Source organism: Pseudomonas sp. GW823-FHT04A03 (assembly GCF_058796615.1).
On the sequence record NZ_JBXAIV010000009.1, the window covers coordinates 164255 to 179070 of the forward strand.

General features: G+C 61.9%; 20 protein-coding genes. 6 read left to right on the forward strand and 14 right to left on the reverse strand.

Annotation, left to right across the window (positions count from 1 at the left end; all coding sequences use genetic code 11):
* Positions 1-24: 24 nt before the first annotated feature.
* Positions 25-747, reverse strand: coding sequence for a monofunctional biosynthetic peptidoglycan transglycosylase (gene mtgA, locus AC1Q9F_RS21705; protein WP_085689595.1), 723 nt, complete (start codon positions 745-747; stop codon positions 25-27).
* Between the two features lie 74 nt (positions 748-821).
* Here mtgA and AC1Q9F_RS21710 point away from each other — a divergent pair, with 74 nt between their 5' ends.
* The 4 genes from AC1Q9F_RS21710 to trmB all read left to right on the forward strand — a co-directional run bounded on the left by AC1Q9F_RS21710 (position 822) and on the right by trmB (position 3065).
* A complete protein-coding gene (locus AC1Q9F_RS21710; protein WP_119427533.1) occupies positions 822-1202 on the forward strand; it encodes a DUF423 domain-containing protein in 381 nt (126 codons plus the stop codon).
* Positions 1203-1274: 72 nt separating this feature from the next.
* On the forward strand, positions 1275-1475 hold the full coding sequence (thiS, locus tag AC1Q9F_RS21715) for a sulfur carrier protein ThiS (protein WP_007953386.1): 201 nt from the start codon (positions 1275-1277) through the stop codon (positions 1473-1475).
* Positions 1476-1535: 60 nt separating this feature from the next.
* Positions 1536-2330 carry a thiazole synthase gene (locus AC1Q9F_RS21720; RefSeq protein ID WP_492620941.1) on the forward strand — a complete coding sequence of 265 codons (795 nt, stop codon included), beginning with the start codon at positions 1536-1538 and terminating at the stop codon, positions 2328-2330.
* Positions 2331-2339: 9 nt separating this feature from the next.
* Positions 2340-3065, forward strand: coding sequence for a tRNA (guanosine(46)-N7)-methyltransferase TrmB (gene trmB, locus AC1Q9F_RS21725; RefSeq protein ID WP_085646976.1), 726 nt, complete (start codon positions 2340-2342; stop codon positions 3063-3065).
* Between the two features lie 67 nt (positions 3066-3132).
* Here trmB and AC1Q9F_RS21730 read toward each other — a convergent pair whose 3' ends face one another.
* From AC1Q9F_RS21730 to AC1Q9F_RS21775, 10 genes are all read right to left on the reverse strand, one after another.
* Positions 3133-3456 carry a DUF3392 domain-containing protein gene (locus AC1Q9F_RS21730; protein WP_007953368.1) on the reverse strand — a complete coding sequence of 108 codons (324 nt, stop codon included), beginning with the start codon at positions 3454-3456 and terminating at the stop codon, positions 3133-3135.
* 34 nt (positions 3457-3490) lie between these two features.
* Positions 3491-4696, reverse strand: a complete 1206-nt coding sequence (hemW, locus tag AC1Q9F_RS21735; protein ID WP_492620942.1) for a radical SAM family heme chaperone HemW — start codon at positions 4694-4696, stop codon at positions 3491-3493.
* Positions 4693-5289, reverse strand: a complete 597-nt coding sequence (rdgB, locus tag AC1Q9F_RS21740) for an RdgB/HAM1 family non-canonical purine NTP pyrophosphatase (RefSeq protein WP_115079511.1) — start codon at positions 5287-5289, stop codon at positions 4693-4695. The genes hemW and rdgB overlap by 4 nt, the downstream gene beginning before the upstream one ends.
* The gene (locus AC1Q9F_RS21745; RefSeq protein WP_007953365.1) at positions 5286-5720 is read right to left on the reverse strand and encodes a DUF4426 domain-containing protein; all 435 of its coding nucleotides are present in this window, start codon (positions 5718-5720) and stop codon (positions 5286-5288) included. The genes rdgB and AC1Q9F_RS21745 overlap by 4 nt, the downstream gene beginning before the upstream one ends.
* A 26-nt stretch (positions 5721-5746) precedes the next feature.
* Positions 5747-6367 carry a methionine biosynthesis protein MetW gene (gene metW / locus AC1Q9F_RS21750; protein WP_492620943.1) on the reverse strand — a complete coding sequence of 207 codons (621 nt, stop codon included), beginning with the start codon at positions 6365-6367 and terminating at the stop codon, positions 5747-5749.
* Between the two features lie 7 nt (positions 6368-6374).
* The gene (gene metX, locus AC1Q9F_RS21755; RefSeq protein WP_207984226.1) at positions 6375-7514 is read right to left on the reverse strand and encodes a homoserine O-succinyltransferase MetX; all 1140 of its coding nucleotides are present in this window, start codon (positions 7512-7514) and stop codon (positions 6375-6377) included.
* A 65-nt stretch (positions 7515-7579) separates the two neighbouring features.
* Complete coding sequence (locus tag AC1Q9F_RS21760; protein ID WP_207984225.1) at positions 7580-7870, reverse strand: DUF167 domain-containing protein; 291 nt, start codon at positions 7868-7870, stop codon at positions 7580-7582.
* A complete protein-coding gene (locus AC1Q9F_RS21765; protein ID WP_007953355.1) occupies positions 7867-8457 on the reverse strand; it encodes a YggT family protein in 591 nt (196 codons plus the stop codon). The genes AC1Q9F_RS21760 and AC1Q9F_RS21765 overlap by 4 nt, the downstream gene beginning before the upstream one ends.
* 10 nt (positions 8458-8467) lie before the next feature.
* Complete coding sequence (proC, locus tag AC1Q9F_RS21770; protein ID WP_492620944.1) at positions 8468-9286, reverse strand: pyrroline-5-carboxylate reductase; 819 nt, start codon at positions 9284-9286, stop codon at positions 8468-8470.
* 23 nt (positions 9287-9309) lie between these two features.
* The gene (locus tag AC1Q9F_RS21775; RefSeq protein WP_492620945.1) at positions 9310-9996 is read right to left on the reverse strand and encodes a YggS family pyridoxal phosphate-dependent enzyme; all 687 of its coding nucleotides are present in this window, start codon (positions 9994-9996) and stop codon (positions 9310-9312) included.
* A gap of 56 nt (positions 9997-10052) precedes the next feature.
* On the opposite strand from AC1Q9F_RS21775, the gene AC1Q9F_RS21780 reads away from it, so the two are divergent.
* The gene (locus AC1Q9F_RS21780) at positions 10053-11087 is read left to right on the forward strand and encodes a type IV pilus twitching motility protein PilT (protein ID WP_007953348.1); all 1035 of its coding nucleotides are present in this window, start codon (positions 10053-10055) and stop codon (positions 11085-11087) included.
* A gap of 116 nt (positions 11088-11203) precedes the next feature.
* Here AC1Q9F_RS21780 and AC1Q9F_RS21785 read toward each other — a convergent pair whose 3' ends face one another.
* Positions 11204-11821, reverse strand: a complete 618-nt coding sequence (locus AC1Q9F_RS21785) for a C40 family peptidase (RefSeq protein ID WP_492620946.1) — start codon at positions 11819-11821, stop codon at positions 11204-11206.
* Between the two features lie 249 nt (positions 11822-12070).
* Between AC1Q9F_RS21785 and AC1Q9F_RS21790 the strand changes: the two genes are divergently transcribed.
* A complete protein-coding gene (locus AC1Q9F_RS21790) occupies positions 12071-12505 on the forward strand; it encodes an NINE protein (protein ID WP_102716719.1) in 435 nt (144 codons plus the stop codon).
* A 35-nt stretch (positions 12506-12540) separates the two neighbouring features.
* On the opposite strand, the gene AC1Q9F_RS21795 is transcribed toward AC1Q9F_RS21790, so the two are convergent.
* Both AC1Q9F_RS21795 and AC1Q9F_RS21800 read right to left on the reverse strand, forming a co-directional pair.
* Complete coding sequence (locus AC1Q9F_RS21795) at positions 12541-13812, reverse strand: dihydroorotase (protein WP_492620947.1); 1272 nt, start codon at positions 13810-13812, stop codon at positions 12541-12543.
* The gene (locus AC1Q9F_RS21800) at positions 13809-14813 is read right to left on the reverse strand and encodes an aspartate carbamoyltransferase catalytic subunit (RefSeq protein WP_492620948.1); all 1005 of its coding nucleotides are present in this window, start codon (positions 14811-14813) and stop codon (positions 13809-13811) included. Before AC1Q9F_RS21800 ends, AC1Q9F_RS21795 begins: the two co-directional genes overlap by 4 nt.
* Positions 14814-14816 lie beyond the last annotated feature (3 nt).

A 14816-nucleotide genomic window follows, 5' to 3' on the forward strand; every position in this document is an offset into this window, starting at 1 on the left:
CGTTTTTGTTTGCCTGTCAGAACGTCATTGGGCCCAGGGCGCGCGGCGCGAATCATTGAGTGTCAGCAGGTAGCTGTCGCCACCCAGCTGACTCATCTGCTGGCGAATCCAACCGGCCCGACGCGACACATAAGCGGTTGGATGACTGGCGCTCCAGACCCGGGGATTCGGCAGCACAGCCGCCAGATAACTCGCCTGCTGCCGGGACAATGACTTGGCGCCTACGCCAAAGTGATGCCTTGCCGCCGCTTCGGCGCCGAACACGCCGTCATCCCACTCGACGCTGTTCAGGTACACCTCGAGAATCCGCTGCTTGGGCCAGAACACTTCGATCAGCGCGGTGAACCAGGCCTCCAGGCCTTTGCGCAGATAGCTGCGACCGGACCACAAGAACAGGTTCTTCGACACTTGCTGACTCAAGGTGCTGGCGCCACGGATCGAACCACCGAGTTCGTTGTGGGCCAGTGCGGCCTTGATCGCACTGAGGTCAAAACCCCAGTGCTCGGGGAATTTCTGGTCTTCGCCGGCAATCACCGCGACCTTCAGGTCATCGGAGATTTCGTCCCACGGTTTCCAGGTGCGTTGCAGATCAATCGGTTCGCCGTCGACCCAGGATTCGATCTTGCGCTCGACCATCAGTGCCGTGCCCGGTGGCGGCACGAAGCGAAACACCAACACCAGCAATACGCTGCCGCCCGCGAACCAGAGCAGGGCCTTCGTGAAACGACGGAGAAATAAACGCAGCATAGAGATGGCTTGGCCGAACCGGTTGAGCGGGCCATTATACAGACCCTGCCGATCGAGTCTGACTGGAGTTCTACATGCTGCGTAGCTTTCTGATGCTGGCTGCCTTCTTTGGTTTCACCGGTGTCGGCCTCGGCGCATTCGCCGCCCATGGCCTGAAAAACCGCCTGACCCCGGAGTATCTGGCGATCTTCCACACCGGCGTCACCTATCAACTGGTGCATGCGCTGGCGCTGTTCGGCGTGGCGCTGCTGGCTACCCAGCTTCAGGGACGTCTGGTCGCCTGGGCCGGTATCTCGTTCAGCATCGGCATCCTGCTGTTCTCCGGCAGCCTGTACCTGCTGACCACCATCGGCATCGGCAAGCTCGGCATCATCACCCCGTTCGGTGGCCTGGCGTTCCTGATCGGCTGGCTGTGCCTCGGACTCGCCGCCTGGCGCCTGCAGCCAACCGCTTGACGCTTGGTGCTGACCTTTAGGTCATGATCGGGCTAGAATGCCACCCCCTAAAAAGTGATGGCGGCGTTGCGAATGCGCATTCAGTTGAACGGTGAATCCTTTGAACTGCCCGACGGTGAAACCGTTGCGGCCCTGCTGACCCGTCTGGATCTGACCGGACGCCGCGTCGCGGTCGAACTCAATCTGGATATCGTCCCGCGCAGCCAGCATGCCGACACCACTTTGAACGACGGCGACAACGTCGAAGTGGTGCACGCCATCGGCGGCGGCTGATCGCCAGGCCTGCACGGGCCGAGAATTCTGCAAGACCCTCACCCCAACAGAGGATTCCCCATGAGCATCGTTCGTAGCGACAAGCCTTTCGTTCTGGCCGGTCGTACTTACCAGTCGCGTTTGCTGGTCGGTACCGGCAAGTACCGTGACATGGAAGAAACCCGCCTGGCCATCGAAGCCTCGGGTGCCGAGATCGTCACCTTCGCCGTGCGCCGCACCAACCTGGGCCAGATCGAAGGCGAGCCGAACCTGCTCGAAGTGCTGTCGCCAGATCGCTACACTTTCCTGCCGAACACCGCCGGCTGCTACGACGCGGTCGAAGCCGTGCGCACCTGCCGCCTGGCCCGTGAGCTGCTCGACGGCCACAACCTGGTGAAGCTGGAAGTGCTGGCCGACCAGAAAACCCTGTTCCCTAACGTGATCGAAACCCTCAAGGCCGCCGAAGTGCTGGTCAAGGAAAACTTCGACGTGATGGTTTACACCAGTGATGACCCGATCATCGCCCGTCAATTGGCCGAAATCGGCTGTATTGCGGTGATGCCGCTGGCCGGTCTGATCGGCTCGGGCCTGGGGATCTGCAATCCATACAACCTGCAGATCATCCTCGAAGAAGCCAGGATCCCGGTGCTGGTGGATGCCGGTGTCGGCACCGCTTCCGACGCCACCATCTCGATGGAGCTGGGCTGTGACGCCGTGCTGATGAACTCGGCCATCGCCCACGCCCAGCAGCCGATCATGATGGCTGAAGCCATGAAACACGCGATCGTCGCAGGCCGTCTGGCCTACCTCGCCGGCCGCATGCCGAAAAAACTCTATGCCAGCGCCTCTTCGCCGCTGGATGGTCTGATCAAGTAAGAGCTATTGATGACTGAATCGAACGACACGCCAATCCAGACGGAAGAAGGCGACGAGCGCCAACACCGCCGCATCAAGAGTTTCGTGATGCGCGCCGGGCGCATGACCGAAGGCCAGCAGCGCGGCCTGGATCAGGGCGCGCCGAAGTTCGTCCTGCCGCTGGCCGATGCGCCGGTGGATTACGATCAGGTGTTCGGCCGTTCCGCGCCGCGTTCGCTGGAGATCGGTTTCGGCATGGGCCACTCGCTGCTGGAAATGGCAGCTGCTGCGCCGGAACAGGATTTCATCGGTGTCGAGGTTCACCGTCCGGGTGTCGGCGCGCTGCTCAACGGCGTGCTGACTCAGGGCCTGACCAACCTGCGGGTCTACGACTGCGACGCGATCGAAGTGCTCAACCGTTGCATCGCCGACAACAGCCTCGATCGCCTGATGCTGTTCTTCCCGGATCCGTGGCACAAGAGCCGTCACCACAAGCGCCGCATCGTTCAGGCGTCCTTCGCTGAACTGGTGCGCAGCAAGCTGAAGGTTGGCGGCATTCTGCACATGGCCACCGACTGGGAGCCGTACGCCGAATACATGCTGGAAGTGATGAACGTCGCTCCGGGCTATCGCAACCTCGCCGAAGACGGCAAGTGCGTACCTCGCCCGGCCGAACGCCCGATCACCAAGTTCGAACGCCGAGGCGAACGTCTTGGGCATGGCGTGTGGGATCTGAAGTTCGAGAAGCTCGCTTAAGCATCACGCAATAAAAAACTGTGGGAGCCAATGGCTCCCACAGTTGTTTTTGGGTAGTAGCTGAAAATCAGCGACGATCCGCGACCACGCCAATCAACACCAGCACCACCAACAACACCGGCGCCAGGCTGTAGTTGTTGAACTGGCTCAGCCCCTTCACCACCCACGGCGTCGCGTAAATCAGCGCTGCGCCGCTGCCGATCAGGCACAGCAGGGCCATCAACGGCACGCGCAGGGCGCCGGCGATGCTGCCCAGGCGTTGTTCGACCCAGGCCTTGAAGTCAGCGCCGAACAGCACAAGCAGACAGCCCACCAGGGCCAAAGCGATTTCCGAGAGGTTGCTGCGACTCCAGCGGGACACGGTGGCGAGCAGGTCGAGAATCAAATCCATGTTTTTTCCTTAGGGCTGCCGTTGGGCGTTGGGCTCAGCTCAGAAATTTCTGCAGCAAGTCGTTGAGGAACAGTTGTCCGCGTTCGGTGGCCGCCAGACGTGACGGTTCGACCTGCAACAGACCGCTTTGTTCGGCCTCGTGCCGGTGTTCGTCGAGGCTCTCCAGCGGCAGGCCGGTGCGCTCCGGGTACAGGCGCGATTCGACGCCGGCGGTCAGGCGCAGGGCGTTCATCAGGAACTCGAACGGCATCTCGTCGTTGGTCAGGGCCTTCTCACCAGCCTGGAAGCTTTTGGCCGGGTTGAGGTAATCCTTCGGCAATCGGGTTTTCCAGGTGCGCACGATGCGCCCGTCCGGATGGCTGAGCTTGCCGTGGGCGCCGGCGCCGATGCCGATGAAGTCGCCGAAGCTCCAGTAGTTCAGGTTATGCCGCGCCGGGCGACCCGGTTGGGCATAGGCCGAAACTTCGTACTGCGCGTAACCGTGCTCGGCCAGCAGCGCCTGTCCGGCCTCTTGAATGTCCCACAGCGTGTCATCTTCCGGCAGCACTGGCGGCTGGTTCCAGAACACGGTGTTCGGCTCCAGCGTCAGCTGATACCAGGAAATGTGCGTCGGTTTCAGTTCGATCGCCTGACGCAGATCGCTAAGGGCGTCGTCCAGCGACTGGTCCGGCAAGCCGTGCATCAAATCGAGGTTGAAGTTATCGAACCCGGCCTGGCGCGCCATGCCGGCGGCGCGGACGGCTTCATCGCCGTTGTGGATGCGGCCGAGGGCCTTGAGCTTTTCCTGCTGGAAGCTCTGGATGCCGATCGACAGGCGATTGATCCCCAGTTTGCGGTAGGCGACGAACTTCTCCTGCTCGAAGGTCCCGGGGTTGGCTTCCAGGGTGATTTCGATGTCATCGGCAAACGGAATGCGCTGTTTCACGCCTTCCAGCAAGCGACCAAGGGCTTCGGCACTGAACAGGCTCGGCGTGCCGCCGCCAAAGAAGATCGAACTCAACTCACGGCCATACACCGCGTGCAGATCCTGATCGAGGTCGGCCAGCATCGCATCAACGTATTCCTGCTCCGGCAGCACCGGGCTGGCGGTGTGGGAGTTGAAGTCGCAATACGGACATTTGCGCACACACCACGGGATGTGGATGTACAGCGCCAGGGGCGGCAGCGTCGGTAACCGCGCCCGAGGCGAGGAGGCGGCGCCACCGATAATCAGCGACGACGCGGAGGAGCTATCGGTCATTTCAGGCCCAGACGCTGGCGCAGCAGATCCATTGCACGGGCGCGGTGGCTGATCTGGTTCTTGTCGCTCGGGCTCAGTTCGGCGCTGGACACGTTACGCTCCGGCACCCAGAACAGCGGGTCGTAGCCGAAACCGTGCTCACCGCTGGCGGCGGTCAGGATGCGCCCGTGCCACAGGCCTTCGCAGAGGATTGGCAGCGGATCGTCGGCGTGACGCACCAGCGCCAGCACGCAGACGAACTGCGCGCCGCGCTCGGCTTCCGGCACATCCTTCAAGGCGTCGAGCAGTTTGGCATTGTTCGCCGCGTCGCCCTTGCCGTCGGCGTAGCGCGCCGAGTAGATGCCCGGCGCACCGCCGAGGAAGTCCACCGCCAGACCCGAATCGTCAGCCAGTGCCGGCAGCCCGGAGATGCGCGCGGCATTGCGCGCCTTGAGGATCGCGTTCTCGACGAACGACAGACCGGTTTCTTCCGGCTCCACGCTGCTGAATTCACCGATCGAGCGCAATTGCACCGATTCGCCGAGCATGGCCTGGAGTTCCTTGAGTTTGCCGGCGTTATGGCTGGCCAGTACGAGTTGCGTGAGATTGATCATTGGCCAGGGAAAAGCTCTTGGTTGAAATTGATGGTGTTGATCTTGTCGCCGGTCTGCACCTTGATTTCAAAGGTGCGGGTTTCCTGCTGCTCCACCGGGTACTGGGCGATGTAGTAGATCGCGCCCTGTTCGGTGATCTGGCGGAAAGTCAGCGGCACGCTCTGGCTGGTCAGGTCTTTGACGGTGCCGGTGACCTGGGCGATCAGCGGTTTGCCGTCCTTGATCACCGAAACATTGATCACGCCCTGGTTCTTGCTGCGGATCAGCTCGGCAGCCTTGGCGATGTCCGGCGTAAGGAAGGTCGAGTTGAAGGTGTTGTAATGCACGGTGACATCACCGAACACTTCCTTGCGTTCGCCCTTGATGGCATCGGCGGCCACGGCCGACAGGCTCAGGCAGGCGGCCAATAGCGCGGTAATCAAGCGTCCCATGTTCGTTCTCCTCGCAATGTCGTGGTTCAGACCGCGATTTTGTGATCCGCAAGCCCCGGGCTGCTGACGCGGTAGATACCGATCTCACCTAACAGATTAGGCCATAGCTTACTGGCCCACCCGTGGCGGTGCTGTTGATCCACGGCAAGCCGATCAATGACCTTCGCCTCACGTTCGCGACAAAGTTCTTCAAAGTCTTCGAAGGTGCAGAAGTGAATGTTCGGCGTGTTGTACCAGGTGTACGGCAGGAATTCCGACACCGGCATCCGGCCCTTGCTCGCCAGGTACCAGCGGCAGCGCCAGTGACCGAAATTCGGGAACGTGATGATGCACTGGCGACCGACCCGCAGCATTTCGTCGAGGATCTTGTCCGGGTAATGCACGGCTTGCAGGGCCTGCGTCATCACCACGATGTCGAAACTGTTGCTGGCGAAGTTGCCCAGGCCTTTGTCCAGATCCTGCTCGATGACGTTGACGCCCTTGGCCACGCACTGCGCGATGTTGTCGGCGTCGTTTTCCAGGCCATAGCCGGTGACCTGCTTGTGGTCACGCAGCCAGGTCAGCAACTCGCCGTCACCGCAACCGAGGTCGAGCACGCGGCTGCCGGCGGGGATCCATTCCTGGATGATTTCCAGATCAGCTCTCATGGCTTTCTCACAACGTAATGCGGTTCATGTAATTGCCGAACGCCTGCAAATAACGCGGGATCGGAATCAGGAAGGCGTCGTGGCCTTGCGGCGCGTCGATTTCCAGGTAGCTGACGTCCTTGCGCGCGGCCATCAGCGCATCCACCAGTTCCCGCGAGCGGGCCGGGGAGAAGCGCCAGTCGGTGGTGAACGACATCACGCAGAACTTGGCTTTCGCACCTTCGAAGGTTTTCGCCAGGTTATCGTTGAAGTTCGCCGCCGGATCGAAGTAGTCCAGCGCTTTGGTCATCAACAGGTAGGTGTTGGCATCGAAGCGCCCGGAGAACTCTTCGCCCTGATAGCGCAGGTAGCTTTCGACCTGGAACTCGACACTGTGGAAGTCGTAGTTGAGCTTTTCGCTCTTCAGGCCGCGACCGAATTTCTCGCCCATGGAGTCATCGGACAGGTAGGTGATGTGCCCGACCATCCGCGCCAGCATCAGGCCGCGTTTGGGGATCACGCCCTGTTCCTGGAACGAGCCGCCGTGGAATTCCGGGTCGGTGAGGATCGCCTGGCGCGCCACTTCGTTGAAGGCGATGTTCTGCGCCGACAGCTTGGGGGCCGAGGCGATGGCCAGGCAGTGGCGCACGCGATCCGGATACGTGATGGTCCATTGCAGCGCCTGCATGCCGCCGAGGCTGCCGCCGATCACCGCGGCCCACTGACTGATGCCGAGCAGGTCGGCCAGACGTGCCTGGCTGTGCACCCAGTCTTCCACGGTCAGCACCGGGAAGTCGGCGCCGAACGGCTTGCCGGTTTCCGGGTTGAGGCTGCTCGGGCCGGTGGAGCCGTTGCAACCGCCGAGGTTGTTCAGGCTGACCACGAAGAACTTGTTGGTGTCGATCGGTTTGCCGGGGCCGATGCAGCTGTCCCACCAACCGGGCTTGCGGTCGTCGACGCTGTGATAACCCGCAGCGTGGTGGTGGCCGGACAGGGCGTGGCAGATCAGCACGGCGTTGCTCGCTTGCGCGTTCAGCGTGCCGTAGGTTTCGTAGATCAGGTCATAAGCGGCCAGCGAACGGCCGCAGGCCAGGGCCAGCGGTTCGCTGAAGTGCGCCGTTTGCGGCGTCACCAGACCAACAGAATCGGGGGGAAAGGCAGCTGGCATCGACCCTGCTCTCGTTGAAATGAGGCGTAAGTCTAAAGACCGGTGGGGTTAGCGGCAAGCAACGATCAGGGGCGGCAGAGCCCCGGCAGATCCGGCAGCTTTTTCGGTGCGCTGATGCGCACTCGCTTCTGCCGGTTCAACTCGCCGCCGATCAGGCTGACCTGACTTTTGGAAACCCCAAAAGCCTTGGCCAGAAACCCCATCAGGTACGCATTGGCCTTGCCCTCGACCGGCGGCGCAGTCAGGCGGATCTTCAGGCGATCACCGTGCAGCCCGCAGAAATCATCGCTGCGGGCGGCCGGTTGCAGGTGACATTCCAGAATCAGGTCGTCACCGTCCCAGCGAAACCAGCTCACATCAGCAGGCGCAGGATTTCCGGCATCATCGTCATCGCCGCGAGGTTGTTGATCACCAACATGTCGATCAGCTTCAGCACGAGGAAGGCGAAAATCGGCGACAGGTCCAGACCACCGAGGTTCGGCAGGATGCGGCGGAACGGCGCAAGGGCCGGTTCACAGATCTGGTTCACCAGTTCGGCGCCAGGATTGTGGCTGCCCGGTGCGACCCACGACAGGATGATGCTGATGATCATGGCCCAGAAGAAAATCTTCAGGAACAGCGCCGTCACGCCGATCAACGACCAGATCAACAGTTGCAGCGGGTTGCCGGTGGTGCCGTAGGTCAGCAGCAGGGTCAGCGCCATCAGCGCCAGTTGCACGAGAATCGCCAGCACCAGCGACGACATGTCGAGGCCGAACATGCTCGGGATGATCCGGCGCAGTGGCTTGAGCAGCGGCTGGGTGGCTTTGACCACGAACTGGCACAGCGGGTTGTAGAAGTTTGCCCGCACCAGTTGCAGGACAAAGCGCAGCAGCACGATCAGCAGGTACAGGCTGCCGAGCGTTTGCAGCACGTAGACCGCTGCGGTGTTCAATCCAATCATGTAAGGCTCCTTATTTGCCCAGTTGTTCGGCCATTTCGGCCGAGCGGTGCGCGGCGGCGCCGAGTGCTTTTTCCACCAGGGCTTCGAAGCCGCCGGCCTGGAACGATTTGATCGCAGCTTCCGTGGTGCCGGCCGGCGAGGTCACGCGGCGGCGCAGTTCGGCGGCGTCGACGTCACTGGACACCGCCATGTGCGCGGCGCCCAGCGCGGTCTGCAGAGTCAGTTGCTCGGCGATTTCCTTCGGCAGGCCGAGTTTGACGCCGGCGGCAGTCATGGCTTCGATCAGCAGGAAGAAGTACGCCGGGCCGGAACCGGAGACCGCAGTGACGGCGTCCAGTTGCTGCTCTTCGTTCAGCCACAGGGCGATGCCCACGGCAGACAGCAGCTCTTCAGCCTGCTGGCGTTGTTCGGCACTCACTGCGCCGGTGGCGTACAAACCGCTCACGCCCTGACGCAGCAGCGCCGGGGTGTTCGGCATGCAGCGCACGATCGGCTGCTCGCCGAGCCATGCGGTCATGCTGGCGCAGGTGATGCCGGCGGCGATGGAGACCACCAGTTGATTCGGTTTCAGTCTTGGGCGAATCGCTTCGCACACGGCTTTCATGGCCTGTGGCTTGACTGCCAGCACGACAACGTCGGCGCCGTCGATGGCCTGGGCGTTGTCGGCGAAGGTTTCGATGCCGTGTTCGGCGCTGACCCGGTTTCGGGTTTCTTCGCCCGGATCGCTGGCGCGAATGTGTGCAGCTTCCAGACCCTTGGCCCGCAGGCCGCCGATCAGGCTGGCGGCCATGTTGCCGGCACCGATAAAGGCAATACGTGTGTTGCTCATGTCAGGTCCTTATCTGGAAATGTTCAAGATTGGGAGTAGTCGCGGGCGCCGAACAGGGCCGTACCGATACGGACCCAGGTCGCGCCTTGGGCAATGGCCGACTCGAGGTCGTGGCTCATGCCCATGGAAAGTGTGTCGAGTGGCAGATCGAGGCTGGCCTGCAACTTCTGAACGGCGGCGAATGCCGCGTCCTGCTCGGCGCGATCTTCGGTCGGCTCGGGAATCGCCATCAACCCGCGCAGCTTCAGGCGTGGCAGGGCGCTGATGGCCTTGGCTAGCGCCGGCAGGTCTTGCGGCGTGCAGCCGGACTTGCTGGCTTCACCGCTGACGTTGACCTGAATGCAAATGTTCAGTGGCGGCAGATCCGCCGGGCGTTGTTCGGACAGGCGTTGGGCGATTTTCAGACGATCCACGGAGTGCACCCAGGCGAAATGCTCGGCAATCGAGCGGGTCTTGTTCGACTGAATGGGGCCGATGAAGTGCCAGATCAAGGGCAGGTCGGCCAGTTTGAGCTGTTTGCCCAGGGCCTCTTGCAGGTAGTTCTCGCCGAAATCACGCAGGCCAGCGGCGTACGCTTCGCGCAGGGCTTGTGCCGGTTTGGTCTTGCTCACGGCCAGCAGCTGGACGCTGTTTTCATCGCGGCCGGCGGCTTTGACGGCTGCCTTAATGCGCGAACTAACCAGTTGAATGTTGTCTGCTATCGTGGACATCAAGAGGCGCCAGCGGTCTGAAGGTTCGCGGCATTCTACTGGAATTGAGGGACGCTATGGATATCACTGAACTGCTGGCCTTCAGCGCCAAACAGGGCGCTTCCGACCTGCACCTGTCGGCCGGTCTGCCGCCGATGATCCGCGTGGATGGCGATGTGCGGCGGATCAATCTGCCGGCGCTGGATCACAAGCAAGTGCACGAACTGATCTACGACATCATGAACGACACCCAGCGGGTGGACTTCGAGAAACATCTGGAAACCGACTTTTCCTTCGAAGTCCCCGGCGTGGCGCGTTTTCGGGTCAATGCCTTCAACCAGAACCGTGGCGCTGGCGCGGTGTTCCGGACCATTCCGTCGAAAGTGCTGAGCATGGAAGACCTCGCCATGGGCGACGTCTTTCGCAAGATCACCGATGCGCCACGCGGGCTGGTGCTGGTGACCGGGCCGACCGGCTCCGGCAAGTCCACGACCCTGGCGGCGATGATCGATTACCTCAACACCCATCGTCATCACCACATCCTGACCATCGAAGATCCGATCGAATTCGTTCACGAATCGCGCAAATGCTTGATCAATCAGCGTGAAGTCCACCGCGATACCCGCAGTTTCGCCACCGCATTGCGTTCAGCGCTGCGCGAAGACCCGGACGTGATCCTGGTGGGCGAGATGCGCGATCTGGAAACCATCCGCCTGGCGCTCACCGCCGCTGAGACCGGGCATCTTGTGTTCGGAACGCTGCATACCACCTCGGCAGCCAAGACCATCGACCGGGTGGTGGACGTGTTCCCCGGGGACGAAAAATCCATGGTGCGCTCGATGCTCTCGGAGTCGTTGCTGGCGGTGGTGTCGCAGACGCTGATCAAGAAGATCGGCGGCGGCCGGGTGGCGGCGCACGAGATCATGTTGGGGACGTCGGCGATCCGTAACCTGATCCGCGAGGACAAGGTGGCGCAGATGTATTCGGCGATTCAGACCGGCGGATCGCTGGGGATGCAGACACTCGATATGTGCCTGAAGGATCTGGTGACCAAGGGTTTGATCAGCCGCGAACATGCGCGGGAGAAGGCGCGTACGCCGGATAACTTCTAGGCAAAAAAAATCGCAGCCCGTGGGCTGCGATTTTGATCGTTCCCACGCTCTGCGTGGGAATGCCTCAATGGACGCTCTGCGTCCGCTTTGAGACGCGGAGCGTCAAACGAACTAGCTCAGCGCTGAACGACGCGCATCTGCCCTTGTTCTTTCGGCAATACGCGTTTGGCTACGACGTAATGCTTTTCCCAGTACGGCTTGTTCAGTGTGTCGATGCTCACCGACTTGCCGCGCCGTGGCGCATGGATGAAACGGTCGTTGCCCAAGTAGATGGCAACGTGATTGACCCGACGGCTCTTGATGTTGAAGAAAATCAGGTCGCCCGGCTTCAGGTCCTTGCGTTCGACTTTCTCGCCGTGACCGCTGGCCATGGCGTTCGAGGTGCGTGGCAGGTCGAACGTGGCGTCGTTGAACGCGTATTTCACCAGACCGCTGCAGTCGAAGCCTTTACTCGGGCTGCTGCCGCCCCAACGGTAGGGTGTACCGAGGACGTTTACCGCGCGACTCAGGACGTTGCTGCTTTCCTTGGTCGCCATCGGTGGCACCAGCTTGCTGCGGCCGTTGCTGCTCAGCGTGGTGGGTTTGACCTGTTTGCCTTTGTTCGAAGGAGCAGAGGCATGGGATTTAGGGGTGAAACCGTTAACGTTTGGAAGACGTTGCTCACGATTGGTGGCGTGGGCGGCCAGTGGCATTAATAGGCAAATGGTTAGCCATGTCTTGAAAAATGGACGCATTAGGCAGGGCTCTTGGTGTGTTAGCGCGCAACTTTATAACAGCTTTTTTGTCACTTCCGAGGCCGTTGGTCGATTCAATCGGGTGCCAACGGAACCAAATAAGCGGCAAAAAGACGCAATTGTCGGACAGAAGTCCGGTGCTATAAGGCTTTGACGGGAGACACGGTAGCATTTGCCATACGTCGGCTACCTGTAAAAAAGTCACAAAGAATTAAAGAATATTTATCTATCGCGTGTATCGAGGTCTTAATGAACGGCTATCAGCTGCCCCGTGTGAAGGAAAAAGACACCCATAGCAAGGTGATCGGCTACCTGTTGTGGATTTTCGGTTTCACAGGCTCACACCGCTTCTATTACGGCAAACCGGTGACCGGCACGATCTGGTTTTTCACCTTCGGGTTGCTGGGGATCGGCTGGCTGATCGACGTGTTCCTGATCCCGGCGATGGATCGAGAAGCCGACCTGCGTTTCGTGGCGGGCCCTATTGAATACAACGTGGCGTGGATTCTGTTGACCTTCCTCGGCGCGTTCGGCGTGCACCGGATGTATCAGGGCAAGTGGATCACAGGTTTGCTGTACCTGCTGACCGGCGGGTTGTTCTTTCTGGGGGTGCTGTATGACTTCTGGACGCTGAACGATCAGGTGTCGGTGCGTAATGCCGAAGGGCGGGGTGCCTTTCAGTAAGTGATGGCGAGGGAGCTGGCTCCCTCGCCATTTTTTTACGCCTGGTGGCTGATGCGGCCATCCACCAGCGTGTAACGCACCACACCCGGCAGGCTATGGCCGAGGAACGGGCAGTTCTCGCCCTTCGACAGCCAGGTTTCGCCGGCAACGGTCGAGGCCTTCGGATCGAACAGCACGATATCCGCCGCGCCGCCCACTGCCAGTTTGCCCGCCGGCAGGCGCAGGGCTTCGGCCGGGCCGGCGCTCAGGCGGGCCAGCAGGGTCGGCAGATCCAGCAGACCATCCTCGACCAGTGTCATCGCCAGCGGCAGCAACAGCTCGACGCTGCTGATGCCGGGCTCGGTCGCGCCGAACGGTGCCAGTTTGGCATCGCGCTCGTGGGGCTGGTGATGGCTGGAAATGGCCGAGACCACGCCAGACTTCACCGCTGCACGCAGGCCGTCGCGGTCGGCGCGGGTGCGCAGCGGCGGTTGCACGTGATAGAGGCTGCTGAAGTCGATCAGCGCTTCGTCGGTCAGGATCAGCTGATACAACGCGACATCCGCCGTCACTTTCAAACCGCGGGCCTGCGCCTGAGCGATCAGGGCGACGCCGCGAGCACTGGTCAGCTGGCTGAAGTGCGCACGCACGCCGGTCTGCTCGACCAGCAGCAGATCCCGGGCCAGGGCCACGGTTTCCGCCGTTTCCGGAATCCCCGGCAGGCCGAGGAAACTGGCGACGGCGCCTTCGTGGGCCAGGCCACCTTCGGCCAGATCGTGATCCTGCGAGTTGAAAATCACCGTCAGATCGAACGTCGCCGCGTATTCCAGCGCCCGGCACAGGGTGCGGGTGTTGCGGAAGCTTTCCAGGCCGTTGCCGAACGCCACGCAACCGGCGTCACGCAGCGCCACCAGCTCGGCGAGCTGTTCGCCGTCGAGGCCTTTGCTCAGTGCGCCAATCGGGAAAACCTTGGTGTTGCCGGCCTCACGGGCGCGGTCGAGGATCAATTCGGCCACGGCGGAGGTGTCGAGCACCGGTTTGGTCTTCGGCGGGCAGCACAGGCTGGTCACGCCACCGGCCGCAGCGGCGCGGGTTTCGCTGGCAATGGTGCCTTTGCGGCTGTAGCCCGGCTCGCGCAGGGCGACGTTGAGATCGACCAGCCCCGGAGCGGCCACCAGGCCTGTGGCCTCGATGGTTTCGACGGCGGTGAAACCGGCCGGTGCCGCGCCAAGGGCGACGATCTTGCAGGCTTCAACGTGAATATCGGTGATTTGATCCAGGCCGCTGCTTGGATCGATGACGCGGGCGCCGAGAATGCTGAGCTTCACTGGGCGTTCTCCTGCTCGAATTGACGTTGCGCCGTTTGCCCGCTCATGGCCATCGACAGCACGGCCATACGGATCGCGATGCCGTAGGTGACTTGATTGAGGATCACCGAGTGCGGGCCGTCGGCCACCGCCGACTCGATTTCCACACCACGGTTGATCGGCCCTGGGTGCATGACGATGCATTCAGGCTTGGCGCCGGCCAGGCGCGCGGTGGTCAGGCCGAACAGGCGGTAGAACTCGCCTTCGCTAGGCAGCAGGCCGCCGGTCATGCGCTCACGTTGCAGGCGCAGCATGATCACCACGTCGACGTCTTTCAGGCCTTCGGTCATGTCGGTGTAGACCTTCACGCCGTATTGCTCGATGCCGATCGGCAGCAGGGTCTTCGGCGCGATCACGCGGATGTCCGGGCAACCGAGGGTCTTCAGCGCCAGCATGTTCGAGCGCGCCACCCGCGAGTGCATGATGTCGCCGACGATGGCCACCGAGAGGTTCTCGAAACCGCCCTTGTGGCGGCGGATGGTCAGCATGTCGAGCATGCCTTGGGTCGGGTGCGCGTGCCGGCCGTCGCCGCCGTTGATGATCGCCACTTGCGGGCAGACATGCTCGGCAATGAAGTGCGCAGCGCCGGAATCACCGTGACGCACGACGAACATGTCGGCGGCCATGGCTTCGAGGTTGCGCAGGGTGTCGAGCAGGGTTTCGCCCTTGCTGGCCGACGAGGTCGACACGTTCAGGGTGATCACGTCCGCCGACAGCCGCTGGGCCGCCAGTTCGAAGGTGGTGCGGGTGCGGGTCGAGTTTTCGAAGAACACGTTGCACACGGTCTTGCCGCGCAGCAACGGGACCTTCTTCACGGCCCGGGCACCGACTTCGAGGAACGAGTCGGCGGTGTCGAGGATTTCCGTCAGCAACTCGCGGCGCAGGCCGTCGAGCGAGAGGAAGTGGCGCAGCTGGCCCTGATCATTGAGCTGCAGCGGGCGCTTGGTATCTAGAGGCGTCATCGC